The sequence below is a fragment of the Arthrobacter sp. 7Tela_A1 genome (genome assembly GCF_049311065.1).
GTDB lineage: Bacteria > Actinomycetota > Actinomycetes > Actinomycetales > Micrococcaceae > Arthrobacter_B.
Window position 1 is genome coordinate 86,318 of record NZ_JAXIOO010000007.1, and the last position, 24,792, is coordinate 111,109.

The 24,792-nt window shown below is 64.0% G+C and carries 26 protein-coding genes; 4 read left to right on the plus strand and 22 right to left on the minus strand.

Features of this window, described 5'->3' with window-relative positions; genetic code table 11:
- Positions 1 to 34: 34 nt before the first annotated feature.
- From treZ to glmS, 6 genes are read right to left on the minus strand one after another with little or no spacing between them, the layout of a single operon-like run.
- Positions 35 to 1,777 (minus strand): malto-oligosyltrehalose trehalohydrolase, encoded by a 1,743-nt coding sequence (gene treZ / locus TVB01_RS04895; protein ID WP_422454586.1) that lies wholly within the window; start codon positions 1,775 to 1,777, stop codon positions 35 to 37.
- Positions 1,774 to 4,119, minus strand: coding sequence for a malto-oligosyltrehalose synthase (gene treY, locus TVB01_RS04900; RefSeq protein ID WP_422454587.1), 2,346 nt, complete (start codon positions 4,117 to 4,119; stop codon positions 1,774 to 1,776). The genes treZ and treY overlap by 4 nt, the downstream gene beginning before the upstream one ends.
- A complete protein-coding gene (gene glgX, locus TVB01_RS04905; RefSeq protein ID WP_422454588.1) occupies positions 4,116 to 6,302 on the minus strand; it encodes a glycogen debranching protein GlgX in 2,187 nt (728 codons plus the stop codon). Before glgX ends, treY begins: the two co-directional genes overlap by 4 nt.
- Positions 6,303 to 6,356: 54 nt before the next feature.
- Positions 6,357 to 7,898 (minus strand): NAD(P)H-hydrate epimerase, encoded by a 1,542-nt coding sequence (locus tag TVB01_RS04910; protein WP_422454590.1) that lies wholly within the window; start codon positions 7,896 to 7,898, stop codon positions 6,357 to 6,359.
- Positions 7,899 to 7,908: 10 nt separating this feature from the next.
- Positions 7,909 to 8,259, minus strand: a complete 351-nt coding sequence (locus TVB01_RS04915) for a holo-ACP synthase (protein WP_422454592.1) — start codon at positions 8,257 to 8,259, stop codon at positions 7,909 to 7,911.
- Positions 8,260 to 8,292: 33 nt separating this feature from the next.
- The gene (glmS, locus tag TVB01_RS04920) at positions 8,293 to 10,170 is read right to left on the minus strand and encodes a glutamine--fructose-6-phosphate transaminase (isomerizing) (protein WP_422454594.1); all 1,878 of its coding nucleotides are present in this window, start codon (positions 10,168 to 10,170) and stop codon (positions 8,293 to 8,295) included.
- Positions 10,171 to 10,283: 113 nt separating this feature from the next.
- On the opposite strand from glmS, the gene coaA reads away from it, so the two are divergent.
- Both coaA and mscL read left to right on the plus strand, forming a co-directional pair.
- On the plus strand, positions 10,284 to 11,264 hold the full coding sequence (gene coaA, locus TVB01_RS04925) for a type I pantothenate kinase (RefSeq protein ID WP_422454595.1): 981 nt from the start codon (positions 10,284 to 10,286) through the stop codon (positions 11,262 to 11,264).
- A gap of 54 nt (positions 11,265 to 11,318) precedes the next feature.
- Positions 11,319 to 11,717, plus strand: coding sequence for a large conductance mechanosensitive channel protein MscL (mscL, locus tag TVB01_RS04930; RefSeq protein ID WP_422454597.1), 399 nt, complete (start codon positions 11,319 to 11,321; stop codon positions 11,715 to 11,717).
- Here the strand turns inward: mscL and glmM are convergent.
- The 10 genes from glmM to infA all read right to left on the minus strand — a co-directional run bounded on the left by glmM (position 11,714) and on the right by infA (position 18,921).
- Complete coding sequence (gene glmM / locus TVB01_RS04935) at positions 11,714 to 13,084, minus strand: phosphoglucosamine mutase (RefSeq protein ID WP_422454599.1); 1,371 nt, start codon at positions 13,082 to 13,084, stop codon at positions 11,714 to 11,716. The genes mscL and glmM overlap by 4 nt on opposite strands.
- Before the next feature lie 369 nt (positions 13,085 to 13,453).
- The gene (rpsI, locus tag TVB01_RS04940; protein ID WP_227894312.1) at positions 13,454 to 13,951 is read right to left on the minus strand and encodes a 30S ribosomal protein S9; all 498 of its coding nucleotides are present in this window, start codon (positions 13,949 to 13,951) and stop codon (positions 13,454 to 13,456) included.
- A gap of 39 nt (positions 13,952 to 13,990) precedes the next feature.
- Positions 13,991 to 14,434, minus strand: coding sequence for a 50S ribosomal protein L13 (gene rplM, locus TVB01_RS04945; protein WP_055239378.1), 444 nt, complete (start codon positions 14,432 to 14,434; stop codon positions 13,991 to 13,993).
- A gap of 281 nt (positions 14,435 to 14,715) precedes the next feature.
- Positions 14,716 to 15,639 (minus strand): tRNA pseudouridine synthase A, encoded by a 924-nt coding sequence (locus tag TVB01_RS04950; protein WP_422454601.1) that lies wholly within the window; start codon positions 15,637 to 15,639, stop codon positions 14,716 to 14,718.
- A 38-nt stretch (positions 15,640 to 15,677) separates the two neighbouring features.
- On the minus strand, positions 15,678 to 16,232 hold the full coding sequence (gene rplQ, locus TVB01_RS04955) for a 50S ribosomal protein L17 (protein ID WP_422454603.1): 555 nt from the start codon (positions 16,230 to 16,232) through the stop codon (positions 15,678 to 15,680).
- A 65-nt stretch (positions 16,233 to 16,297) separates the two neighbouring features.
- Complete coding sequence (locus TVB01_RS04960; RefSeq protein WP_055239375.1) at positions 16,298 to 17,308, minus strand: DNA-directed RNA polymerase subunit alpha; 1,011 nt, start codon at positions 17,306 to 17,308, stop codon at positions 16,298 to 16,300.
- A gap of 181 nt (positions 17,309 to 17,489) precedes the next feature.
- Entirely contained in the window at positions 17,490 to 17,891 is a 402-nt protein-coding gene (gene rpsK / locus TVB01_RS04965) for a 30S ribosomal protein S11 (protein ID WP_055239374.1), read from the minus strand.
- A 67-nt stretch (positions 17,892 to 17,958) separates the two neighbouring features.
- The gene (rpsM, locus tag TVB01_RS04970; protein ID WP_227894305.1) at positions 17,959 to 18,336 is read right to left on the minus strand and encodes a 30S ribosomal protein S13; all 378 of its coding nucleotides are present in this window, start codon (positions 18,334 to 18,336) and stop codon (positions 17,959 to 17,961) included.
- 181 nt (positions 18,337 to 18,517) lie between these two features.
- Positions 18,518 to 18,631 (minus strand): 50S ribosomal protein L36, encoded by a 114-nt coding sequence (rpmJ, locus tag TVB01_RS04975; RefSeq protein ID WP_012397712.1) that lies wholly within the window; start codon positions 18,629 to 18,631, stop codon positions 18,518 to 18,520.
- A gap of 68 nt (positions 18,632 to 18,699) precedes the next feature.
- The gene (gene infA, locus TVB01_RS04980) at positions 18,700 to 18,921 is read right to left on the minus strand and encodes a translation initiation factor IF-1 (RefSeq protein ID WP_055239372.1); all 222 of its coding nucleotides are present in this window, start codon (positions 18,919 to 18,921) and stop codon (positions 18,700 to 18,702) included.
- Between the two features lie 259 nt (positions 18,922 to 19,180).
- Between infA and TVB01_RS04985 the strand changes: the two genes are divergently transcribed.
- A complete protein-coding gene (locus tag TVB01_RS04985; RefSeq protein ID WP_422454605.1) occupies positions 19,181 to 19,654 on the plus strand; it encodes a DUF2243 domain-containing protein in 474 nt (157 codons plus the stop codon).
- Positions 19,654 to 20,481 (plus strand): cytochrome c oxidase assembly protein, encoded by an 828-nt coding sequence (locus tag TVB01_RS04990; RefSeq protein WP_422454607.1) that lies wholly within the window; start codon positions 19,654 to 19,656, stop codon positions 20,479 to 20,481. Before TVB01_RS04985 ends, TVB01_RS04990 begins: the two co-directional genes overlap by 1 nt.
- Here TVB01_RS04990 and map read toward each other — a convergent pair.
- From map to rpsE, 6 genes are all read right to left on the minus strand, one after another.
- On the minus strand, positions 20,459 to 21,280 hold the full coding sequence (gene map, locus TVB01_RS04995; protein ID WP_422454609.1) for a type I methionyl aminopeptidase: 822 nt from the start codon (positions 21,278 to 21,280) through the stop codon (positions 20,459 to 20,461). The genes TVB01_RS04990 and map overlap by 23 nt on opposite strands.
- 15 nt (positions 21,281 to 21,295) lie before the next feature.
- On the minus strand, positions 21,296 to 21,868 hold the full coding sequence (locus tag TVB01_RS05000; protein ID WP_422454611.1) for an adenylate kinase: 573 nt from the start codon (positions 21,866 to 21,868) through the stop codon (positions 21,296 to 21,298).
- The gene (gene secY / locus TVB01_RS05005; protein ID WP_422454612.1) at positions 21,865 to 23,178 is read right to left on the minus strand and encodes a preprotein translocase subunit SecY; all 1,314 of its coding nucleotides are present in this window, start codon (positions 23,176 to 23,178) and stop codon (positions 21,865 to 21,867) included. Before secY ends, TVB01_RS05000 begins: the two co-directional genes overlap by 4 nt.
- A 248-nt stretch (positions 23,179 to 23,426) precedes the next feature.
- On the minus strand, positions 23,427 to 23,882 hold the full coding sequence (gene rplO / locus TVB01_RS05010; RefSeq protein ID WP_422454613.1) for a 50S ribosomal protein L15: 456 nt from the start codon (positions 23,880 to 23,882) through the stop codon (positions 23,427 to 23,429).
- A gap of 1 nt (position 23,883) precedes the next feature.
- Entirely contained in the window at positions 23,884 to 24,096 is a 213-nt protein-coding gene (gene rpmD, locus TVB01_RS05015; protein WP_227894583.1) for a 50S ribosomal protein L30, read from the minus strand.
- Entirely contained in the window at positions 24,096 to 24,770 is a 675-nt protein-coding gene (rpsE, locus tag TVB01_RS05020; RefSeq protein ID WP_176697540.1) for a 30S ribosomal protein S5, read from the minus strand. Before rpsE ends, rpmD begins: the two co-directional genes overlap by 1 nt.
- Positions 24,771 to 24,792 lie beyond the last annotated feature (22 nt).

The following is a 24,792-nucleotide window of genomic DNA, read 5'->3' on the forward strand; positions in this document are numbered from 1 at the left end:
GGGCTAATCGAAAACACTGCCGGGTGTCCCGGGCCTAGGCGCCCGACACGATGGCTGCCCCGTATCCGGGGAGCTCGATCGCGCCGTCGGCCATGAGCGACGGTGCCGTCTCCAGCACGACTGTTACGGGACCTTCCACGGGAAGCGGCATTTCCCTCGGCGAATCGGCGAAGTTCAACGCCACCACGACGTTCCCCCGCCGAATAGTGAGCCAGCGGGAAACTTCATCGAAATCCACCTCGATTTTGCGGAAATCCGGTTCGCTCAACTCGGGCATGGTTCGCCGAAGATGCAGCAGCTCCCGGTAGAGCTGCAGCAGGAACGGGTGGCGGCCGACGGCGATTTCCGACCAGTCCAGCTTGGAGTTCTCGAAGGTCTGCGGATCCTGGGGGTCAGGCACCTGCGCCGGATCCCATCCCATGCGGGCGAACTCCAGCATCCGGCCTTCTGCTGTTGCCTTGCCCAGTTCCTCCTCGGGATGCGATGTGAAGAACTGCCAGGGTGTCGAGGCACCGAATTCCTCGCCCATGAAAATCATCGGGGTACAGGAGGACGCGAGGTTCAGCACGGCGGCGAGCGCCAGCTGCTCATATCCCAGTCCTGCCGTCAGCCGGTCCCCCGCAGCCCGGTTGCCAATCTGGTCGTGGTTCTGTGTTGCCACCACCAGCTGCCGGGCGTTGTGCACCGACTTTTCCAGCGGACGCCCGTGGCGGCGTTCCCGGAAGGAAGAGTAGGACCCGTCGTGGAAAAATCCGTGCTGCAATACCTTCGCCAGCGCACCAAGGGAATCGAAATCTGCGTAATAGCCGTCTGTCTCACCGGTCAGGTTGGTGTGTGCGGCATGGTGGAAATCATCGGACCACTGCGCTGCCAGCCCGTAGCCGTTCAAACTCCGCGGGGTGATGACCCGGGGGTTGTTCATGTCCGATTCGGCAATGAGGAACAGTGATCCGCCAAGTTCCGCAGAGAGGTTGTCAGTCAGGGCAGCCATCTCTTCAAGGATGTGGAGGGCGCGTTCGTCCCGGAGCGCATGCACGGCATCCAGCCGCAACCCGTCCACGTGGTAGTCACGGAACCACATCTCCAGGTTGTCCAGGATGTACTGGCGCACCTGGTCAGACTGCGGCCCGTCCAGGTTGACGGCGTCACCCCACCCCGTGGCGGCGGCCTCGTTCAGGTACGGTCCGAAGAGGTTCAGATAGTTGCCGCTGGGACCGAGGTGGTTGTACACAACATCCTGGATCACCCCCAGGCCGCGGGCATGGGCCTGGTCAACGAACCGCTGATAGGCCTCCGGTCCCCCGTAGGTCTCCTGCACGGCGTACCAGAGCACTCCGTCATAGCCCCAGTTGTGGTGACCGTTGAAGGCGTTGACCGGCATGAGCTCCACATACTGCACTCCGAGCTCGGCCAGGTAGTCAAGCCGCTGCGCCGCTGCATCCAGCGTGCCTTCAGGGGTAAACGTGCCGATGTGGAGCTCATAGATGGCTCCGCCGGTCAGCCCCGGGGATGCCCAGTCCTGGTCTGTCCAGGGAAACACCTCCGGGTCGAAGGTGCGGGAAAGCCCGTGGACCCCGGCGGGCTGCCGGCGGGAACGCGGATCCGGCACGGCGTGGACGGCGTCGTCGATCAGGTACCCGTAGTCCGCTTCGCCCGGCACGGGCTCAGGGGCATGCCACCATCCTTGTTCACCCCGCACCATCTGCTGCTCCAGGCCATTTGCCAGCAACCGCATGTTGTTGGCTTTCGGTGCCCATACGTCAAATGCAGTGCTCATGCGTCCTCCTCGCGGACCAGCAGCGCCACGGGGTACTGCGCGAATAATTCTGCAGCTTCTACGGCCGTCCCTGTGAAGGCAGCGCCGCTCAGTGCATCCCGGTAGGTTCCGGACGGAAGCTGGACCGTGGTGTCCTGCCAGCCCCCGGCGCGTTCGAGTCCGAGGGGAAGCCTGGTCACCGCGGTGAGTACACCCCCGCGGTCGAATCCAAAGAAGTGACCGGCGGCCGCGCCCGTGGCTACCAGTGCCGAATACCCGGTGAAAAGCGCGGGTTTGTCCCGGCGCAGCCGCAGGGCCTCCCTGGTCACCAGGATTTTTGCTGCCCCGGATTCGTCTATTCCGGGAAGCTCTCCTGCCCCGGGCTGGTCCGATGCCGCCGCCTGATCGGAAACAGCGGACAGGAGGGCCCTGCGTGCCTCGAAATCAACGGGCCGCCGGTTATCCGGGTCCACGAGGGAGTGGTCCCACAGCTCGGTCCCCTGATACACGTCGGGGACACCGGGCATCGTGAGCTGGACCAGTTTCGCACCCAGCGCATTGGAGTAACCGGCACGGCGGATCCGGTCAACGACCGATTCCAGGACCGCGTTGGCCCTCGGATGGTCATAGGCTCCGTCAACCAGGGCATGGAGCTGCTTCTCGAAAGCCTCATCGGGCGCCGTCCAGGTGGTGCTGTCTCCCGCTTCGCGCGCTGCCTTTTCAGCGTAGGCATGGGCCCGGCTGCGCTCCAGCGGCCAGGTTCCGACGAGCGCCTGCCACACCAGTTCGGCCAGGGGGCGGTCCTCAAGCGGCAGCAGCTCCGCCAGTTCGGCGACGGCTTCGGTCCACTCCTGAGGCATCTCCGTCAGTACGCTGATCCGGGCCCGGGTATCCTCGCTGCGCTTCGTGTCATGGGTGCTCAGCGTCGTCATGGCAGCGGAGGCCTCCTGCTGGCGGAGCATCATTCCCAAATGCAGGTCGTGCGGTTCCATCGCGAACACCGAGGGATCCGCTCCCACTTCATTGAGTGAGGTTAAACGGGTGTAGCGGTAGAACGCGGTGTCCTCTACGCCCTTGGCCATCACCATCCCGGAGGTTTGCTGGAACCGCACCGCCAGCTCACCGAGACCGTCCTGGCTGTCACCGGCCTGTCCCCGCAGCAGTGGCAGCAGGACCTCAATGGCGGGTTCCAGGTCGGGGCGTCGCACCCGTGCATTCAGCGCCGCTTCGTCCAGATAGCCAGCGCCCTCGGGAAGGTAGCTGCGGTAGACCGGGAAACAGGCCAGCAGCTCCGCGATGGCGTCCGTTGCGGTTTCCGCGTCCAGGCCGGAGCCGGGCGGGAGCAACCGTACGAGCCGCTGCACTTCAGAATGCAGGAGCCCGTCCGCGACTGCACGCTTGGTGTCGTGGATCATGTGCCGGTAGGGCTCGGCGTCGGACGCGTCCGTCAGCGCAGCAGCGGCCTCCGGATCGACGAACAACCGATCCACCTCGGCGAGCGCGTCGTACCCGGTGGTTCCTGCCGTGTACCAGGAGGCGGGCAGCTTTTCTCCCGGTTCCAGGATTTTCTCCACGAGCACGTAGGCTCCGCCGGTGAGTTCCCGGAGCTGTTCCAGGTAACCGGCCGGGTCAGCAAGCCCGTCGGGATGGTCGATGCGCAGGCCGTCGGCCAGTCCTTCCTGGAACCAGCGGCGGATTTCGGCGTGCGATTCCTCGAACACCCACGGAACCTCGACCCTTACCCCGGCCAGGGTATTAACCCCGAAGAACCGCCGGTAATTGAGCTCGTTATCCGCCCGGCGCCAATTCACCAGCTCGTAGTGCTGTCGGGAGTGCACTTCCCGTGCGGAGTCGCCCGGTGTGAACGTTCCCTCCGCCAGAGGGAAAGCCTGCTCGTGGTAGCGCAGCTCGCCGTCCTCAATCCGCAGCTCGTCCAGGACATCATTGTTGTCCCCGAGCACCGGCAGCCTGAGTTTTCCGTTCCCGGCGGCCCAGTCAATGTCGAAGGCCTCGGCGTACCGGGAGTCCGGGCCGTCCCGCAGCACCGACCACCACCACTGGTTCGCCCGCGGGGTGGCCACGCCCATGTGGTTCGGCACGATGTCCACGAGCACACCCATGCCGGCGCCGTGAGCAGCGTCGGCGAGAACCCGGAATCCCTCAGGCCCGCCCCTGGCCGGGTCGATGCGTGACGGATCGGTAACGTCATAACCGTGTGTTGAACCGTCCTCCGCTTTCAACAGCGGCGAGAGGTAGACCCAATCCACTCCGAGGTCCCGCAGGTACGGGACCAGCGCCGCAGCGTCCAAGAGGGTGAATCCCTCATGGAGCTGCAGCCGGTACGTCGAGCGGGGCGCCCTCATACGGTGCTCTCCCGCGTCTTGGCGCCGGCCAGCACAGCCAGGGAAGCCGCAACGGAATGGTCGCGGACTTCTTCTTCCTGCGGGTGGGCGCGCAGCACGACCATGGACTTCGCTGCGACTTCCAGCTTGCCGTCACTGCGGACGGGGTCCGCATCCGCTCCCTCGCCCGCAGTGTCAATGACCTCGTCCCACAGGTCGCCGTACTCCTGCGGCGGCAACGTGACCGTAACGGTGTCGTCGTCAGCATTGAAGTAGAGCAGGAAGCTCGCGTCCGTGATGGGCTGGCCGCGGCGGTCGTTTCCGCGGATACCCTGCCCGTTCAGGAACACTCCCAGGGACCGCCCCAGCTGGCTGTCCCAATCTTCGGGCTTCATGGGCGTGCCGTCATCATTGAGCCAGACGATGTCCGGCAGGACGTCTTCCTCCCCGCGCTCCACCGGGCGGCCGTCGAAGAATCTGCGCCGGCGGAACGTGGGGTGCTCGGCGCGCAGCTTGTTCACCGCGGCGGTGAACTCCATCAGCGGAGCGTCCATGTTCTCCCAGTTGATCCAGGTCAGTTCGGAGTCCTGCGCGTAGCCGTTGTTATTGCCGTTCTGGGTCCGGCCGAGCTCGTCGCCGTGGGAAATCATCGGAACGCCCTGGGACAGCAGCAGCGTGGCCAGGAAGTTGCGCTGCTGGCGGGCGCGCAGGGAAAGGACGTCGGGGTCATCCGTGGGGCCCTCGGCGCCGCAGTTCCACGAACGGTTGTGGGACTCGCCGTCGTTGTTGTCTTCGCCGTTGGCCTCGTTGTGCTTCTCGTTGTAGGAGACCAGGTCGCGCAGGGTAAATCCGTCGTGCGCGGTGACGAAGTTGATGGATGCAACCGGACGGCGTCCCGAGGACTCATAGAGGTCTGCGGAACCGGTGATGCGGGAGGCGAATTCGCCCAGCGTCGAGGGCTCTCCGCGCCAGAAATCCCGGACCGTGTCACGGTACTTGCCGTTCCATTCCGTCCACTGCGGCGGGAAGTTGCCCACCTGGTAGCCGCCGGGTCCGATGTCCCACGGTTCGGCGATCAGTTTGACCTGGGAGACTACCGGGTCCTGCTGCACCAGCTCGAAGAACGTGGCCAGCTTGTCCACATCGTAGAACTCGCGGGCCAGAGTGGAGGCGAGGTCGAAGCGGAAACCGTCAACGTGCATTTCGGTCACCCAGTAACGCAGCGAATCCATGATCAGCTGCAGGGAGTGCGGGTTGCCGACATTCAGCGAGTTACCGGTGCCCGTGTAGTCCATGTAGTAGCGCTTGTCGTCCTCCACCAGCCGGTAGTAGGCAGCGTTGTCGATTCCGCGGAAAGAGAGCGTGGGGCCCAGATGGTTGCCTTCGGCGGTGTGGTTGTAGACCACGTCCAGGATCACTTCGATGCCGGCCGTGTGCAGGGCCTTGACCATCGCCTTGAACTCCTGGACCTGCTGACCCTCGTCCCCGGCGGACCCGTAGGTGTTCTGCGGGGCGAAGAAGCCAATGGTGTTGTAGCCCCAGTAATTGGAGAGGCCCTTGTCCTGCAGCGTCGAATCGTTGACGAACTGGTGCACCGGCATCAGCTCCAGGGCCGTCACGCCCAGCTTCTGCAGGTGGGCGATCACGGCAGGGTGCGCGATGCCGGCGTAGGTGCCGCGCTGCTCCTCGGGAACCTCGGGGTGCTGCTGGGTCAGGCCCTTGACGTGCGCTTCGTAGATGACGGACTGGTGGTACTCGGTGCGTGGAAGCCGGTCTCCGTCCCAGTCAAAGAACGGGTTAACAACCACGGCCTTCATCATGTGGGGCGCGGAGTCCTCGTCATTGCGGGAGTCTTCGTCACCGAAGTTGTAGCCGAACAGGGACTGGTTCCAGTCGATCTGGCCGGAGACGGCCTTGGCATAAGGATCCAGGAGCAGCTTGCTCGGGTTGCAGCGGTTGCCCTGTTCGGGGTTGTTGGGCCCGTCCACCCGGTAGCCGTACTTTTGTCCGGGCACCACGTGCGGGAGGTAGCAGTGCCAGACATAGCCGTCTACTTCCGTGAGCGGAACGCACGATTCCGTGCCGTCGTCGTCAAACAGGCAGAGCGTGACCGAATCCGCTACCTCACTGTAGAGGGCGAAATTTGTGCCGTTGCCGTCGTACGTGGCTCCCAGCGGGTATGCATCTCCGGGCCAGACTTCCATTCACAAGCTCCTGACTGCTGTAGCTGGTGCAGGCATTACTACGCCTACTTACTTTTACAGTATGTCAGCACGCTGAGCATCCGGGCGCCAGCCGTGCAGCAGGCCTCCCATGACCGATCGGACGCTCTCGGGCAGTTTAGACACTTCCACCGGACCGCTTTCGGCAGCGAGCTTCCCGGCTTGTCCGTGGATGCTGGCGGCGGCAGCCGCCACACGGGCATAGTGTCCCGGGCCGCGGGTCCCGGACCGATCGGTGGACAGCAGAGCTCCAAGGATGCCGGAAAGCGTATCCCCGCTGCCGGCGGCCGCCAGCCAGGGCGTCGCTTCCGCCTGGCTGTAGACGGGTCCGCCGGGAGCGGCGACCAGTGTTGCCCAGCCCTTCAGCAGGACGGTCGCCCCGGTGAGGTCAGCGGCCCGGCGCACCCAGGCCAGCGGATCAGCCTCGACACCGGGCCGGTCGACACGCTCTCCCAGGGAGTTCAGCAGCCCGGTCATTTCTCCGGCGTGGGGAGTAAGGATGACCTGCGGGCCCAGGCCCGGTTCCACGGCCTGGATCGCATCTGCGTCAATCACGGCGGGGAGCCCGGAAGCCATGGCCTCCACCGCCCTGCGCCTCTGGTCTTCATCGACTCCGGCGCCTGGGCCGGCAACCCACGCCTGCACGTGGGTCAGGGGCACCGTGCTGTCCGCGCAGACTGCTTCGGGATGCGCGGCGTGGATGAGCCTGGAGACCGGCTCCGGTCCGAGATAGCGCACCATCCCCGTTCCCGTGGCAAGTGCCGCACCCGTGGCCAGGACGGCTGCGCCAGGATATGTTTCCGACCCTGCTGCGATGCCAAGGACTCCCCTGCTGTACTTGTGGTCCCCCGGAACCGGTTCCGCCAGCAGGGCAGCAATGTCCCGGTTCTCCAGCCGCTGCACGGCCGGGCCGTCAAGGTACCCGGCGATTCCGATGTCCACGAGTTCGATCTCGCCCGCAGCCTCTGCCCCGGGGCCGGCCATCAATCCGGTTTTGACGGCACCGAAAGTCACCGTGAGGTCCGCACGAAGATGGGGTCCCGGTGCCTGCCCGGTATCGGCGTCGATCCCGCTGGGAAGATCGCAGGCGATGACTGCCGGTGACTCTCCCCGCCGCAGGCGTGCCGGTGTGAGCACTGCCAGCTGCGCGGCCTGGGACCGAAGTCCCCCTTTGCCGCCGGTGCCAAGAATCCCGTCCAGGACGACGTCGGATTCGCGGCACAGTGCCAGTGCGGCAGGCACGGTCTCATCGCGCAGCCGCAGAACCCTGCCGCCGTTGCTGCGGAACGCAGCGAGTGCCTCCGGATGCGACTGCTCCGAGGTCAGTAGCGCGGTGGCGCCGGCACCGCGTGCCAGCAGCCGGGAGGCAGCGTAGAGGGCATCCCCGCCGTTGTTGCCTGCACCCGCCAAGACGACGACGGCGGCTCCGTAGATCCGGCCGCGGCGTTGGGCCAGGAGCGCGGCAGCGCTGCGGTACAGTCCGTGGGCGGCCTTCTGCATCAGGTCCGGACCGGCACCGGCTTCAAGGAGCGGGCGCTCCGCTGCACGGACCGCGGACCCCGGATACGCACTGATCATGCGTACCAGACTAGCCCTCAGCGACCACCATGGCAGTGGCTACATCGCCGTCGTGGCTCAGGGACAGGTGCCAGGTCCGCACACCCTTGGCCTCGGCGGCCGCAGCCACCGTTCCCTCGACACGGATCCTCGGAGCACCGGCTGGGTCCAGTTCCACCTGGCAGTGCTGCCAGTTCATTCCGGCCGGAGCGCCCAGGGCCTTGGCCACGGCTTCCTTGGCCGCGAACCGTGCCGCCAGGGAACGCAGGCTCAGCTCCCGTTCGGCTGGAACGAAGAGCCTCGCGCGGAGGCCGGGTGTGCGTTCAAGCTGGCGTCCAAAGCGCGGGACATCCACTACGTCCACGCCAATCCCCACAATCATGCGTTCCCCCTTGGCTGCCCGTTGCCGGGACTGTTATTCGACAGTGACGGACTTTGCGAGGTTCCGCGGCTGGTCGACGTCGTATCCCTTGGCGGTGGCCAGGGCACAGGCGAAGATCTGGAGCGGGACAGTGGTCAGCAGCGGTGCCAGCAGCGTCGGCGTCTCCGGAACGTAGAATACGTGCTCGGCGTAGGCCTTGACGGCGTCGTCGCCCTCTTCGGCGATGACAATCGTCTTCGCCCCGCGGGCACGGATCTCCTGGATATTGGAGACCACCTTGGCGTGCAGCGAATCCCTGCCCCGCGGGGAGGGGACGACGACGAAGACCGGCTGGCCCTCCTCGATGAGCGCGATCGGGCCGTGCTTCAGTTCACCGGCGGCAAAGCCCTCGGCGTGGATGTAGGCCAGTTCCTTGAGTTTCAGGGCGCCTTCCATGGCCACGGGGAATCCGACGTGCCGTCCGAGGAAGAGCACCGAAGATGTTCCGGCCATCAGGTTGCCAAGTTCCTTGATGGAACCCGAGCTGTCCAGGAGCTGCTGGATCTTGGCCGGGACCTTGGCCAGGTCCGCCAGGATGTCCTTGATCTCGCCCTGGAACTTGTTGCCCCGGATCTGTGCCAGGTAGAGGCCCAGCAGGTAGGTCGCGGTGATCTGTGCCAGGAAGGCCTTGGTCGAGGCGACAGCGATTTCCGGACCGGCGTGCGTGTACAGCACAGCGTCCGCTTCCCGCGGAATCGTTGAACCGTTGGTATTGCAGATCGCCAGGACCTTCGCGCCCTGTTCCTTGGCATACCGGACAGCCATGAGGGTGTCCATGGTTTCACCGGACTGCGAGATGGCAACGATCAAGGTGTTTGAATCAACGATCGGATCCCGGTAACGGAACTCATGGCTGAGTTCCACCTCCACGGGAATACGGCACCAGTGCTCAATCGCGTATTTCGCAACCTGGCCCGCGTACGCCGAGGTACCGCAGGCGAGGACCATGATCTTGTTGATGGACTTGAGTTCCTCCGGGCTGACTCGAAGTTCATCGAGCGTCAGGCGGCCGTCAGCATCGGAGCGGCCCAGCAGGGTGTCCGCCACGGCCTGCGGCTGGTCGTTGATCTCCTTTTCCATGAAGGAGTCATACCCGCCCTTTTCGGCTGCAGCAGCGTCCCAGTTGACTTCGAACTCGGTGCCCTCAGCGGGCTGGCCGTGGAAATCGGTAATGGTGACGGCGTCCGGCGTGATGGTCACAATCTGGTCCTGGCCCAGCTCCACGGCACGGCGGGTGAAGTCAATGAACCCGGATACATCGGACCCGAGGAAGTTTTCGCCGTCGCCCAGCCCTACTACCAGCGGGGAGTTCCGGCGGGCCGCGACGACGGTGTCCGGGGAGTCCGCGTGAACGGCCAGCAGCGTGAAGGCGCCCTCGAGCCGCTGGCACGCGAGCTGCATGCTGCGGGCCAGGTCCTGGCCGCCTTCCGAAGCGTAGATGCGGCCCAGCAGGGCAGCGGCAACTTCGGTGTCAGTCTCGGAGCGGAAAACGGCTCCGGCGGCGAGCAGTTCTTCCTTAAGCTCGGCGAAGTTCTCGATGATGCCGTTGTGGATCACGGCGAGGCGGTCATTGTCCGCGAGGTGCGGGTGGGCGTTGCCGTCCGTGGGGCCGCCGTGGGTGGCCCAGCGGGTGTGGCCAATGCCCGTGGTCGCCACCGGCAGCGGCGCTGCTTCGAGCTCTGCCACGAGGTTGGCGAGCTTGCCTGACTTCTTCCGTGACTCAACACCATTCCCGGTCAGCACAGCCACACCGGCGGAGTCGTACCCGCGGTACTCAAGGCGGCGAAGACCTTCCATGACGACGTCAAGGGCGCTGTGCCCCATTGCAGAGGCAGCTTCGGGCCGGCCAGCGTATCCAACGATTCCACACATAGTGCTAAGCGTACCGGCAGGATAAGGCAGGCGACGAAACGCCCGGCGCAAGGGACCTCTGCCGCCCCACTGCACGTTTGGATTGCCCGGCGAGGCAGTGCACAATTCCTAGGGTGACCGAACCAACTCCGCGGGCCTCGTCCGGCAACGGCCAAGAGACCAACTTCACCCCATTCGTTGAGCTGGACCGGCAGACCTGGTCACGCCTGTCCCACGAAATCGAGTCCCCGCTCAACCAGGAAGACATCACCCGTCTGCGCGGCCTGGGCGACCAGTTGAACCTCGATGAGGTCCGCGAGGTTTATCTGCCGCTCTCCCGCCTGCTGAACCTCTATGTCGCGGCTGCCGGCAAGCTGCACAGCGCCACCACGACCTTCCTCGGAGAGAAGACCACGCGGACGCCTTTCGTGATCGGGGTGGCCGGATCGGTCGCCGTCGGAAAATCCACCACCGCCCGCGTGCTGCGCGAAATGCTGCGCCGGTGGCCGGATACCCCCAATGTGGAATTGATTACCACCGACGGATTCCTCTACCCCAACGCCGAACTCAAGCGGCGCGGCCTGATGCAGCGCAAGGGCTTTCCGGAGAGCTACGACCGGCGCCGGCTGCTGCGCTTCGTCAGCGCAGTGAAAAGCGGAGCCGAAGAAGTCCGGGCTCCGCGCTATTCGCACCTGACGTACGACATTGTTCCCGACTCGGAAATCGTGGTTCGGCGTCCCGACGTACTGATCGTCGAGGGCCTGAATGTCCTGGCACCGGCCAGGACCAGGCCGGACGGCCGCTCCGGATTGGCACTGAGCGATTTCTTCGATTTCTCGATCTACGTGGACGCCCGCACCTCCTATATCGAAGAGTGGTATGTCCAGCGCTTCCAGTCACTCCGCAGCGGGGCCTTCGCCAACCCGGCGTCGTACTTCCACCGCTATGCGGACCTCACCGATGCCGAGGCGCGTGAAACTGCGCTGGACATTTGGAAGCGGATCAACGAGCCCAACCTCGTGACCAACGTCCTGCCTACCCGCGGCCGGGCGCAGCTGGTGCTCACGAAGGACGCCGACCATTCGGTCCGGCGGATGCTGCTGAGGAAGACCTGAGCAGCAGCACGTCATCTCCGGCGCCTGCGCACCGGCAGCCGATAGTCTTGGCCGATGCTTAAAGGTTTCAAAGACTTCATCATGAAGGGCAACGTGCTCGACCTTGCCGTTGCCGTCATCATCGGCACGGCGTTCACCGCGGTGGTCAACGCCATGGTTTCCGCAGTGCTGATGCCGTTCATATCCGGTCTGGTCGGCTCGCCGAATTTCGACAGTTTCGCTGTGGTGAATCTGAACGGAAACGCTATCCAGTTCGGGGTTCTGCTCACGGCAGTGGTCAATTTCCTGCTGGTAGCGGCCACGGTCTACTTCGTGATCGTGCTGCCCATGAACAAGATGATTGAACGGCGTAACCGGCGCATGGGAATTGTGCCGGCACAGTCCGTGGACCCGCAGATTGCCCTGCTTACCGAGATCCGGGACGAACTGGTTTCCCAGCGCCCCTCCGCCTAGACGCTGGCACCCTCGGACGGCGTGAGGGAGAGATTCGCTTCAACCGTGGCGGCGAGTTTCTCAGCTACCGCCTGGGCGGTATCCATGTCTTCCGCTTCGACCATCACCCGCACCAGCGGCTCGGTGCCGGACGGACGCAGCAGGACGCGCCCGGTCTCGCCCAGCTTTTCCTGGGCATCGATTACGGCCTGGCGAACTGTCTCGTGCGTGGACGCGGCAGACTTGTCCACGTCCTTGACGTTGATGAGGACCTGGGGCATTTTCGTCATGATGCTGGCCAGCTGCTTCAGGCTGCGTCCGGTCTTGGCGACCTGGGCGGCCAGCTGCAGGCCAGTCAGGACTCCGTCGCCGGTCGTGGCGTACTGCGAAAAGATCACATGCCCGGACTGCTCGCCGCCGAGGCTGTAGCCGCCTTCACGCATGGCTTCGAGCACATACCGGTCCCCCACCCCGGTCTCCCGGATGCTGATGCCTGCTTCGCGCAGCGCCAGCTTGAGGCCGAGGTTGCTCATGACTGTGGCTACAAGGGCGTCGTCCTTGAGTTCTCCCGACGCCTTCATGGCGACGGCCATGATGGCCATGATCTGGTCGCCGTCGACGACGTTGCCTTCCGCGTCCACTGCCAGGCAGCGGTCCGCATCGCCGTCGTGGGCGATGCCGAGGTCGGCCGCATGTTCCAGCACGGCAGCCTGAAGGGGCTGCAGGTGGGTGGAGCCGTAACCGTCGTTGATGTTGATGCCGTCCGGTTCGGCTCCGATGACGATCACTTCCGCACCTGCGTCGGCAAAGACCTGGGGTGAGCAGCCGCTGGCCGCCCCATGGGCACAGTCAAGGACAACCTTCAGCCCGTCCAGGCGGTGTGGCAGCGTCTGCAGCAGGTGCACGATGTAGCGGTCCTCAGCGTCCGCAAAGCGTTTGATGCGGCCGACAGCGGCACCTGTGGGCCGGGGGCTGGGCGCATCCATCTCAGCTTCGATCGCATCTTCCAGCGCGTCGTCGAGTTTCTGCCCGCCGCGGGCCAGGAATTTGATGCCGTTGTCGGGGGCAGCGTTGTGGGAGGCGGAAATCATGACGCCGAAGTCGGCCTCGAGGTCGGCAACGAGGTACGCGGCTGCCGGGGTGGGCAGGACCCCGGCATCGAAGACATCGATGCCTGAGCTGGCCAGGCCTGCTTCAATGGCTGCCGAAATGAAGTCGCCGCTGATGCGTGGATCCCGCGCGACGACAGCGACTGGCCGCTTGCCTGCAGGAACCTGGCGGTGCCCCAGAACCACTGCCGCTGCCTGCGCCAGCCCCAGTGCCACTTCAGCCGTAATCAGGCCGTTGGCCAGCCCGCGTACCCCGTCAGTGCCAAACAGTCGTGTCATGTTCCAGAATCCTTAAAGCATGTAGTAGCCACCCGTGCGGCTGCCCGGAAAAGGGCGCCGTGCTGCGACCCCGGGGCCTATTCTGCCACTTAGCGAAGTCCGCGGGCGAAATACCCGCAGGCTGCCGGCGAGAAAAAGGTGGCTCAAGGGGATTTTCCGCGCCCAAAACCATGTGTTTTGCGTCCCTTCTACGGGGCAAAAAACAGCGAACCCCCGGCCGGGGGGGGGGGGCGGCGGTAGTGCCCCGTGGGGCAGGCGCTCCAGCGCCTGGTTCCAAGCTGGATTAGCGCTTGTGGAGCCAAGCGCCAATACGGCGCGAGGGCCCCGAAGGGCAGGCGCTCCAGCGCCTGCCCGTTGGGTAGCGCTGGATTAGCGCTTGGAGTACTGAGGTGCCTTGCGGGCCTTCTTCAGACCGGCCTTCTTGCGCTCGATGACGCGGGCGTCACGAGTGAGGAAGCCAGCCTTCTTCAGGGCCGGGCGGTTGTTCTCGCGGTCGATCTCGTTCAGCGAGCGAGCCACGCCGAGACGCAGTGCGCCGGCCTGGCCGGATGCGCCGCCGCCGTGGATGCGGGCGATGACGTCGTAGGCGCCGTCGAGGTCGAGGAGCTTGAACGGCTCGTTGACTTCCTGCTGGTGCAGCTTGTTCGGGAAGTAGTCAGCAAGCTCGCGGCCGTTGACGATCCACTTGCCGGTACCGGGAACAACACGCACGCGGGCGATTGCTTCCTTGCGGCGGCCAACTGCGGAACCGGCGACGGTCAGTGCCGGGCGCTCCTTGACTGCTGCCTCGGCAGCGTCAGGGGATTCCGAGGTGTAGCTGGTGAGCTCCTCGGTGTTTTCATTCAGCTCTTCAGTGTTCTGAGCCACGATTCTCCTTGAATTAATTTCTTAGTTGGCGGGCCAGAACTACTGGGCGACCTGGGTGATTTCGAAGGTCTTGGGCTGCTGTGCGGCGTGGGGGTGCTCGGCACCCTTGTAGACCTTGAGCTTGCCCATCTGCTGTGCAGCGAGGGAGTTCTTGGGCAGCATGCCGCGAATGGCCTTCTCAACTGCACGCACCGGGTTCTTTTCCAGCAGTTCGGCATAGTTGACGGAGGACAGGCCGCCCGGGAAACCGGAGTGGCGGTAGGCACGCTTCTGTTCGAGCTTGGCGCCGGTCAGGGCAACCTTCTCAGCGTTGATGATGATGACGAAATCGCCCATGTCCATGTGGGGAGCAAAGGTCGGCTTGTGCTTTCCGCGCAGCAGTGTTGCGGTCTGGCTGGCAAGACGGCCTAGGACAACGTCGGTGGCGTCAATGACGTGCCACTGGCGGTTGATGTCGCCGGGCTTCGGGGTGTACGTACGCACGGTGTTTGCCTTCGTTTCTTCTTCTTAGGTGGCGCGCCGCGTATGGATGCCATACGCCGCGCAGCTTCTCTATGCGTTACCGGATGGTCAGGTGAGGACTGATGTAACCAGTGGTCCTGAGATCTCGGCTATCTCCCCGGGGCCAGGTGGCTCTGCAACTGAGCCGCTCCCGTGGGCATAGACCTATCGAGGTAGGACACGCACAACGACTATAAACAATAGCCTGCTTGCGGGGTCAGGTCAAAAGCCCTCATGCATGCAAGATGTTCACACCTTGCATTCTATTCCCTCCGCGCCCTGGTAGCTTCCGCCCGGGCCAGCAGCTGGGCCGGTTCCGGGTACCGGACTTCTTCCAGAACCAGCGGGTGCGGCGGGGCCAGCTTGGATTTCGAATCCCGGACACGCGCGAACATGCGCTCAGCCAGCCACTGCGGCCTGCGCTCCCCCGCCCCGACAAGCAGTGCCCCGCCAATCAGCGAACGGACCATGTTGTGGCAGAACGCGTCTGCCTGCAGGTGGGCCCGCAGGATGCCGTCCGGTCCTCGGGTAAAGGAAAACTCCTGGAGTTCCCGGACGGTGGTGGCGCCCTGCCGCGGTTTGCAGAACGAAAGGAAGTCCTGGACCCCCAGCACGCCGGCTGCGGCCTCGTTCATGGCTTCCTCACTGACGGGGACCTTGTTCCAGAGGGTCACGCTGCGCAGGAGCGGGTCCCGGTTTTCCTCACGGTCGGCTATCCGGTAGCTGTACCTCCGCCACAGGGCGCTAAAACGCGCATCAAAGCCTTCCGGCGCCAGGGAAACGCCGCGGACCTCGATGGCGCCGGCACGGGCTTCCACGGCCCGCCGGGCCACGTGCTGTTCTTTGAGCGGGACCGTCAGCTCCCGGTTCAGCACCCCGCGCAGCCTGCGCTGCAGCGCTACGGCGGGCTCCTTGTCCCGGGCAATGGCAAGCCACTCGCTTTCGGTGGCATCGAAATGCACTACCTGCCCCCTGGCATGGACCCCTGCATCGGTGCGGCCGGCTACGGTAACGCGGACCGGACGGCGGAAGAGCACGGCAAGGGCAGCTTCCAGGGTGCCCTGCACGGTGAGGAGCCCGGGCTGGACGGCCCAGCCCGCAAAAGGGGCTCCATCGTAGGAAAGGTCCAGGCGGATACGAAGAAGCCCGCCGTCCGGATACGGAACGGCGGGCCTCTCACTAGTCATAACCCCAATATTAAGGGCACAACGGGTATTTCAGAGAATTACTTCTTCTCTTCGGTTTCCTCAGCGGCTTCGTCAGCGGACTCAGCGGATTCGGCCGACTCAGCAGAGTCAGCAGATTCGGCCGAGTCAGCAGATTCGCCGGACTCAGCGGAGTCAGCGGACTCGGCAACCGGAGCCGGAGCAGCGGCAGCAGCAGCGGTGGATGCCTCTGCTACGACGGACTGCTTGGCGGAAAGCGGTTCCAGCACCAGTTCGATGACGGCCATGGGAGCGTTGTCGCCCTTGCGGTTGCCGATCTTGGTGATGCGGGTGTAGCCGCCGTCGCGCTGTGCAACGGCCGGTGCGATCTCGGTGAAGAGCTCGTGAACGAGGCCCTTGTCAGAGATCAGAGCCAGGACGCGGCGGCGGGAAGACAGGTCTCCACGCTTTGCGAAGGTGATCAGGCGCTCGGCGTACGGGCGCAGGCGCTTGGCCTTGGTCACCGTGGTGGTGATCTGCTTGTGCTCGAACAGCTGGGCTGCCAGGTTCGCCAGCATCAGGCGCTGGTGAGCCGGGCTGCCTCCGAGGCGCTTACCCTTGGTGGGTGTAGGCATTACATTTTCTCCTCAAACGGTGCCGCTGAAGTACCTCATGGCACTTACGGCAAGATTTTGCGTGTTTAGAGCTCGTCGTCCGAGAACTCGGACTCGTCCTCTTCGATGGCTGCGGCGCGGGCGGCCAGATCAAACCCGGGAGGGGAATCCTTCAGGGACAGACCCAGTTCGACCAGCTTTGCCTTCACCTCGTCGATGGACTTCGCACCGAAGTTACGAATGTCCATCAGGTCAGCCTCGGAGCGGGCTACGAGTTCACCCACGGTGTGGATGCCTTCGCGCTTGAGGCAGTTGTAGGAGCGCACGGTCAGCTCAAGGTCCTCAATCGGCAGGGCCATGTCGGCTGCCAAAGCGGCATCCGTCGGGCTCGGGCCAATTTCAATGCCTTCTGCTGCGGTGTTCAGTTCACGGGCCAGGCCGAAAAGCTCAACCAGGGTGGTGCCTGCGGACGCGACAGCGTCGCGGGGTGCAATGGCATCCTTGGTTTCGACGTCGACGATCAGGCGGTCGAAGTCGGTGCGCTGCTCGACACGGGTGGCCTCCACGCGGAAGGTTACCTTCAGGACCGGCGAGTAGATGGAGTCAACCGGGATACGGCCGATCTCCTGGTCACCGGACTTGTTCTGGCTTGCGGAAACGTAGCCACGTCCACGCTCGATGGTCAGTTCGAGTTCGAACTTGCCCTTCGAGTTCAGGGTGGCGATGTGCAGATCCGGGTTGTGGAACTCCACGCCGGCCGGCGGAGCGATGTCCGCTGCGGTGACGACGCCGGGACCCTGCTTGCGCAGGTAAGCCACGACGGGCTCGTCATGCTCGGAGGACACCGAGAGGTTCTTGACGTTAAGGATGATCTCAGTGACATCCTCCTTGACGCCCGGAACGGTGGTGAACTCGTGCAGAACTCCGTCGATCCGGATGCTGGTTACGGCAGCACCGGGGATGGAGGACAGCAGCGTACGGCGGAGGGAGTTGCCGAGGGTGTAGCCAAAGCCCGGCTCCAGCGGTTCGATGATGAACCGGGAGCGGTTGTCGGCTACGACTTCTTCAGTGAGGGTGGGGCGCTGTGCAATGAGCACTTGCATTTCCTTTCAGCGAGCGTCCGCTATATGACGCAACACAAATGGTGGAAACGACGACGACGGGGACACCCCCGCGCGCGTCTTGGACGGCTAGCAGCCTCGCACCCGGGCCGGTGCCGCCGGACTGTCTGCGAAACAAACAGTCAGCGGCGGCACCGGCACCGGCAACGAATGCGAATTAGACGCGGCGGCGCTTCGGGGGACGGCAGCCGTTGTGAGCGCTCGGGGTGACATCCTGGATGGTGCCAACTTCAAGGCCGGTGGCCTGGAGCGAACGGATCGCGGTCTCGCGGCCGGATCCCGGACCCTTCACGAAGACGTCGACCTTGCGGACGCCGTGCTCCTGTGCACGCTTGGCAGCGGCTTCAGCAGCCATCTGCGCAGCGAACGGGGTGGACTTACGGGAGCCCTTGAAGCCAACCTCACCGGCGGAAGCCCATGAGATAACAGCACCGGTCGGGTCCGTGATGGACACGATGGTGTTGTTGAAAGTGCTCTTGATATGCGCCTGGCCCAGCGCGATATTCTTCTTATCCTTGCGACGCGGCTTGCGTACCGCTCCACGAGTCTTGGGGGGCATTACTTCTCCTACAAAGAGTTTGGTTTAGGTGACCTGGCTGTGCAGGTCATGGCCTGGACCGCGTTATTTAGCGGCCGGCCTTCTTCTTACCGGCAACGGTGCGCTTCGGGCCCTTGCGGGTACGAGCGTTGGTCTTGGTGCGCTGGCCATGGACAGGCATGCCGCGGCGGTGGCGGATGCCCTGGTAGGAGCCGATTTCAACCTTGCGGCGGATGTCGGCTGCTACCTCGCGGCGGAGGTCACCCTCAACCTTGAAGTTGCCCTCGATGTAGTCACGCAGCTGAACGAGTTCAGCATCGCTGAGGTCCTTGACGCGAGTGTCCGGGCTGATGCCGGTCTCTGCCAGGGTCTGCTCTGCACGGGTCTTGCCCACGCCGTAGATGTAAGTAAGCGCAATGACAACCCGCTTTTCGCGGGGGATGTCTACGCCGGCGAGACGTGCCATATTGGCGGTTCTCCTTTGGTGTTACCGGAGGTCTGAAGCAGTACGTCCCTGTTACCAGGTCCCCGGCCTCCGTACCGGGGGTATGCGTCACGCGTATCAGACGCTGTACTGCCATATTCAATTACTACGCGTGGGCTTAGCGCGCCCCTGGACCCGAGGATCCCTGGACAGTAACCGCTTATTAGCCCTGGCGCTGCTTGTGGCGCGGGTTCTCGCAGATCACCATGACTCGGCCGTTACGGCGAATCACCTTGCACTTATCGCAGATCTGCTTGACGCTCGGCTGGACCTTCATGGTTTTCCTTTGCGTGGTTGCAGGGTTGAGCTCCAGCCTTCCTTTACGGACTGCCGGAGCCTGTGTTGTTACTTGTAGCGGTAGACGATACGGCCCCGGGTGAGGTCGTACGGGCTAAGTTCCACCACAACGCGGTCTCCGGGGAGGATGCGAATGTAGTGTTGACGCATCTTTCCCGAGATGTGTGCGAGCACAATGTGGCCGTTGGCCAGCTCAACGCGGAACATCGCATTGGGCAGGGCTTCGTTGACCGAGCCCTCAATCTCTATGACGCCGTCTTTCTTGGCCATATCCTCCGCTAACGTCTGTGCTGCCCTTGATTGCCCGGGCAGCGGTTTTTGTGTTTGGCGCCCCTCCCCGTTCCTCTTCCGTCCACTGCAGAGGGATGGAATTGGGCACGAATGTAGAGACAACCAACAGATAACTCTACGGCACGGGGCCGGATAAGTTAAATCCCGGTCCGCCGTCACCGCATGCCTGTTGCGCTTCCATAGTGCAGCCCCGGCTTCGGTTCGTAGGGCCGGGAGCCGGGTCTGCTAAGGTCTCGGCATGAATTCCTCACGCACTGCCCCGTTCAGGCCGCGCCGCAGGAACCTTCTTTCCGGCGTGTTTGTCGGGATTGGAATCGCGGCATTCGTCGACGAAGTCGTGTTCCACCAGCTCCTGCAGTGGCATCACTTCTATGACAAGTCGACCACGGCGGCAGGCTTGTTCTCCGATGGCCTGTTCCATGCCTTCGGCTGGTTCGCCGTCGTCGCCGGCCTGTTCCTTTTCGCCGATCTCCGCCGGCACCGCGCGCTGATACCAGCCCGCTGGGCCGGATCCGTACTGCTGGGCACCGGCGGTTTCCAGCTCTACGACGGAACGGTGCAGCACAAGTTGCTGACCCTCCACCAAATCCGGTACGACGTTGCCCTGCTGCCCTACGATCTCACCTGGAACATTGCCGCCGTGCTGATGCTGGCGGCAGGGGCCTTCCTGGTCTTCCGCACCCGGGATGCCGAGCCCCTCCCGCGGTCCTGATGATGCTGCACACGCATTCGTCCGGCGGCGTACCGGTTGAACTGCTTTTCCTGGTCCCGGCCGGTGCCGCCGCAGCAGCTTATTGGGCTGCGGCCTTGGCCCCGCGTGCCGGTACGTGGCCGATGCTCCGGACATTGTCCTTCACCGCGGGCATCGCAGCTGTCCTGGCTACGGTTGCGGGCCCGTTCGCCGAACGCGCCCATGCGGATTTCACCCTGCTCAGCTTTTCCCATGTCCTGGCAGGCATGCTGGGCCCGGCCCTGCTGGTCCTGGGCCGTCCGGTAACACTGGCCCTGCGGATCATGGATCCCGTCCCGTCGCGCCGTCTGGTGCGGCTCCTGCGCAGCCGCCCGGCACGTTTCCTCGCGTTCCCCGTCACTGCCGCCGTCCTGAACACCGGCGGCATGCTGGTCATGTTCCGGACCCCTGTCTTCGACGCCATGCGAACGCAGGCTCCGGTCCACTGGCTGGTCACGTTCCATCTGCTGGCAGCAGGCTACCTCTGGACTGCTGCCCTCATCGGCCGGGACCCGAATCCGCACCGCGCATCCCTGCCGCTGCGGGCGGGCGTCCTGATCCTGACCATCGCAGCCCACAACGTCCTCGCCAAGTCCCTGGCTGCCGCCCCTCCCCCGGGGATATCGGCCGGCGAGGCCGAATCCGGCGCGATGGCGATGTACTACGCCGGCGGGGCGGTCGAGCTTCTTGTGGTGTTTGTCTTCTGTCTCCAGTGGTACCGGAGCCCGGGTACGCGCAAGGCCCGCCCCGCAGAAAGCGGGACGGGCCTCGAAGCACCAGCGGACGTTAGGGAACCGGCACGGGGGTGACCCCCAGTGGTTCGAGCCGGGAGGCGCCGCCGTCGGGTGCGGTCAGCACCCAGATCCCCTTCTCGTGGATCGCCACGGTGTGTTCCCACTGGCAGGAGCGCGCCCCGTCAGTGGTCACCACTGTCCAGTCGTCCTCGAGCGTTGCCGTCTCTATCCCGCCGCGGACCAGCATCGGTTCGATGGCCAGGCACATTCCGGCCTTCAACTTCGGACCGCGGTGGCTGGTCCTGTAGTTCAGCACATCCGGCGCCTGGTGCATCTCCGAGCCAATGCCGTGGCCGACATAGTCTTCGAGGATACCCAGCGGCTTGCCGGGAACGCTGCTGACATAGTCGTCTATGGCAGCACCAATGTCCCCCACGAAGCGGCCCTTCGCGGCGGCGGCAATCCCGTGCCACATGGCGTTCTCGGTGACGTCTGAGAGCCGCTGGTCCTCCGGATCGGGCGTTCCGACAATCACGGTGCGGGCTGAATCCGAATGCCAGCCGTCAACTATCGCACCGCCGTCGATCGAGATGATGTCGCCGTCGTTCAGTACCCGGTTTCCCGGGATGCCGTGGACGACTTCTTCATTCACCGAAGTACAGATGGTGGCCGGGAAACCGTAGTAGCCCAGGAAGTTCGACGTCGCGCCGGCCTCGGCGAGCACCCCGGCAAAGACTTTGTCGATCTCCGCCGTGGTGACGCCTGGGCGGGCGGCAGCAACGGCCTCGTCCAGCGCCTTGATAAGCACCAGGCCTGCTTCGCGCATGGTGCGCATCTGCGCATTTGTCTTGTACTGGATCCGCGGCTGTGCCAACGTCCCGCCTTCTAACTAGCTGGTTTGCTTGAGTGCCTGCATTACGCGTTCGGTGACCTCGTCGATGTCGCCGAGCCCGTCCACGCGTGCAACGATTCCGCGCTTCTCATAGCTTTCGACGACGTCGGCGGTCTGCTGCCTGTACAGCTCAAGGCGGTGCCGGATGACTTCTTCGTTGTCATCGGCGCGGCCTTCGATTTCGGCACGCTTAAGCAGACGCTGGACAAGTTCCTCGTCATCGGCCGTCAGCAGGAGGACTGCATCCAGGCTGTCGCCGCTGGCGGCGAGGATGTTATCCAGTTCCTCTACCTGCGCTGCTGTGCGCGGGTAGCCGTCCAGCAGGAAGCCGTCCTGGACGTCATCTTCCTGGAGACGGGACCGCACCATGTTGTTGGTGACCTCGTCAGGGACAAAGTTGCCGGCGTCGATGTACTTCTTGGCTTCGATACCCAGCGGGGTCAGGTTCTTCACGTTGGAACGGAAGATGTCTCCGGTGGAAATGGCGGTGACACCGAGGCGCTCGGAGATACGTGTTGCCTGAGTTCCCTTGCCCGCACCGGGGGGCCCAATAATGAGCAGTCGTGTCATCGCAATAACCCTTCGTAGTGACGCTGCTGGAGCTGCGCGTCAATTTGTTTGACCGTCTCGAGGCCCACACCAACCATGATGAGGATCGAGGTTCCGCCGAACGGGAAGTTCTGGTTTGCCCCGACCAGCACCAGGGCAATCAGCGGAATAAGGGCAACAAGGCCCAGGTAAAGGGCGCCGGGCAGGGTAATGCGGGAGAGCACGTACTGCAGGTATTCGGCGGTGGGGCGGCCGGCACGGATTCCGGGAATGAACCCGCCGTACTTCTTCATGTTCTCCGAGACTTCCTCCGGGTTGAACGTGATCGACACGTAGAAGTACGTGAAGAAGACGATCATCAGGAAGTACACGGCCATGTAGAGCGGGTGGTCGCCCGATGTCAGGTAGTTGTTGATCCAGACGACCCATTCCGGCGGAGCAGATCCGTCCGAGGGGGTGTTGAACTGTGCCAGCAGCGACGGCAGGTAGAGCATCGACGATGCAAAGATCACGGGGATCACGCCGGCCATGTTGACCTTGATCGGAATGTACGTGTTGGTACCGCCGACGGTGCGGCGGCCGACCATCCGCTTGGCGTACTGCACGGGAACACGGCGCTGGGACTGCTCGACAAAGATAACGAGGGCGACCGTGAGGATACCGATGCCAATCACGCCGAGGAAGATTGTCCAGCCCTGGGCGGAGAGGATCGCACCTAGTGCGCTGGGGAAGCTGGCGACGATGGAGGTGAAGATCAGCAGGGACATGCCGTTGCCGACGCCCTTCTCCGTGACAAGCTCGCCCATCCACATGATCAGGCCGGTACCGGCTGTCAGGGTGATGATCAGCAGCAGGATGGTGATGATGTTGTCGTCCGGGATGATCGGCACCGAGCACATGTTGTTGAACAGTGCTCCGGAGCGGGCCAGGGACACGACGGTCGTGGCGTTCAGCAGGCCAAGGGCGATCGTCAGGTAACGCGTGTACTGCGTCAGCGTTGACTGGCCCTGCTGGCCTTCCTCATAAAGCGCCTGGAAGTGCGGAATCACTACGCGCAGCAGCTGCACAATGATGCTGGCGGTGATGTACGGCATGATGCCGAGGGCGAAGACTGAGACCTGCAGCAGGGCACCGCCGCTGAAGAGGTTCACGAACTCATACAGGCCACCAGAGGTAGCACCAAGAGCCAAGCACTGCTGCACATTGCCGTAGTCAACACCCGGGGCCGGGATAAAAGCACCCATGCGGAAGATAGTGATGATTCCCAGCGTAAACAACAGCTTGCGTCGCAGGTCTGGCGTCCGGAAAGCCCGGCCAATAGCGCTAAGCAAGCGTCCTCCTGAAGAAAGTGTGGAATGAGTCCCGGCGGGACAGTAACAGAAACTGAGTCTATCCGCTCAGGCCGTGTGTTGCGTCACCGGCACAAACGGCTTCTTGCGGTGTTAAAAACACTAAGCCCCCGGCCGGCCGGTATCTCGGCCTGCCGGGAGCTTAGTGAACAGCGGCAGAGTGCACAGGCCGCTGACGGCGCCTGGAAAACCGGGCCCCGTCAGCGAAACCTGTGCGCTGGTCACGGTGCTTAGAGCGCCGTGGTCGATCCGCCCGCTGCAGCGATCTTGTCCGCGGCACTGGCCGAGAAGGCGTTGGCCTTCACATCAACCTTGACGGTGATGTCGCCGGTGCCCAGCACCTTGACGGGCTGGTTCTTGCGAACGGCACCCTTGGCTACGAGGTCCTCAACAGTGACCTCGCCGCCTTCGGGGAACAGTTCGGAGATCTTGTCCAGGTTGACAACCTGGAACTCGACCTTGAACGGGTTCTTGAAGCCGCGCAGCTTCGGCAGGCGCATGTGCAGCGGAAGCTGCCCGCCTGCGAAACCGGCCTTGACCTGGTAACGGGCAGCCGTTCCCTTGGTACCGCGGCCTGCGGTCTTACCCTTGGAACCTTCACCGCGGCCAACACGGGTCTTAGCCGTCTTGGCACCCGGAGCAGGACGCAGGTGGTGGACCTTCAGAGCTTTGTTATCTTCAGCCATGTTACTTCGCCTCCTCAACCTTCACGAGGTGCGGAACCGTGTTGATCATGCCAACGGTCACGGCATCTGCACTGCGGACGACGGTGTCGCCGATGTGCTTCAGGCCGAGTGAACGCAGCGTGTCGCGCTGATTCTGCTTACCACCGATGGTGGACTTAATCTGGGTAATTTCCAGCTGTGCCGAGCTGACGGCAACGCGCTTAGGAGTACTCATCATGCACCAGCCTTCTGCATGTTGCGGATCATCGCTGCGGGAGCAACTTCGTCCAGCGGCAGACCGCGGCGTGCAGCCACTGCCTGCGGCTCTTCGAGGCGCTTCAGCGCGTCAACCGTGGCGTGCACGATGTTGATCGCGTTGGAGGAACCCAGCGACTTGGAGAGCACGTCGTGGATGCCTGCGCACTCGAGGATGGCTCGGACCGGACCGCCGGCGATAACGCCGGTACCCGGGGAAGCCGGACGCAGCAGGACAACGCCTGCGGCTGCCTCGCCCTGCACCAGGTGCGGGACGGTGCCGGCAATGCGGGGAACGCGGAAGAAGGACTTCTTCGCTTCCTCGACTGCCTTGGCGATAGCCGAGGGAACTTCCTTTGCCTTGCCGTAGCCAACGCCGACCATGCCGTTGCCGTCGCCGACAACTACCAGGGCGGTGAAGCTGAAGCGACGACCACCCTTGACCACCTTGGCGACGCGGTTGATGGTAACGACGCGTTCAATGAACTTGTCCTTGTCATCATTGCGTCCGCCGTCGCGTCCGCCGCGTCCGCCGCGGTCACGGCCTCCACGGTCGGAGCGCTGCTCGCCCCGGCGGCCGCCGCGGCGGTCGTCGTTGCCTGCGGCAGCGGTTTCCTTGGTCTCAGTTGCCTCAGCAGATGTAGCTTCAGTCACCTGATTTTCCTTTTCCTTGTTT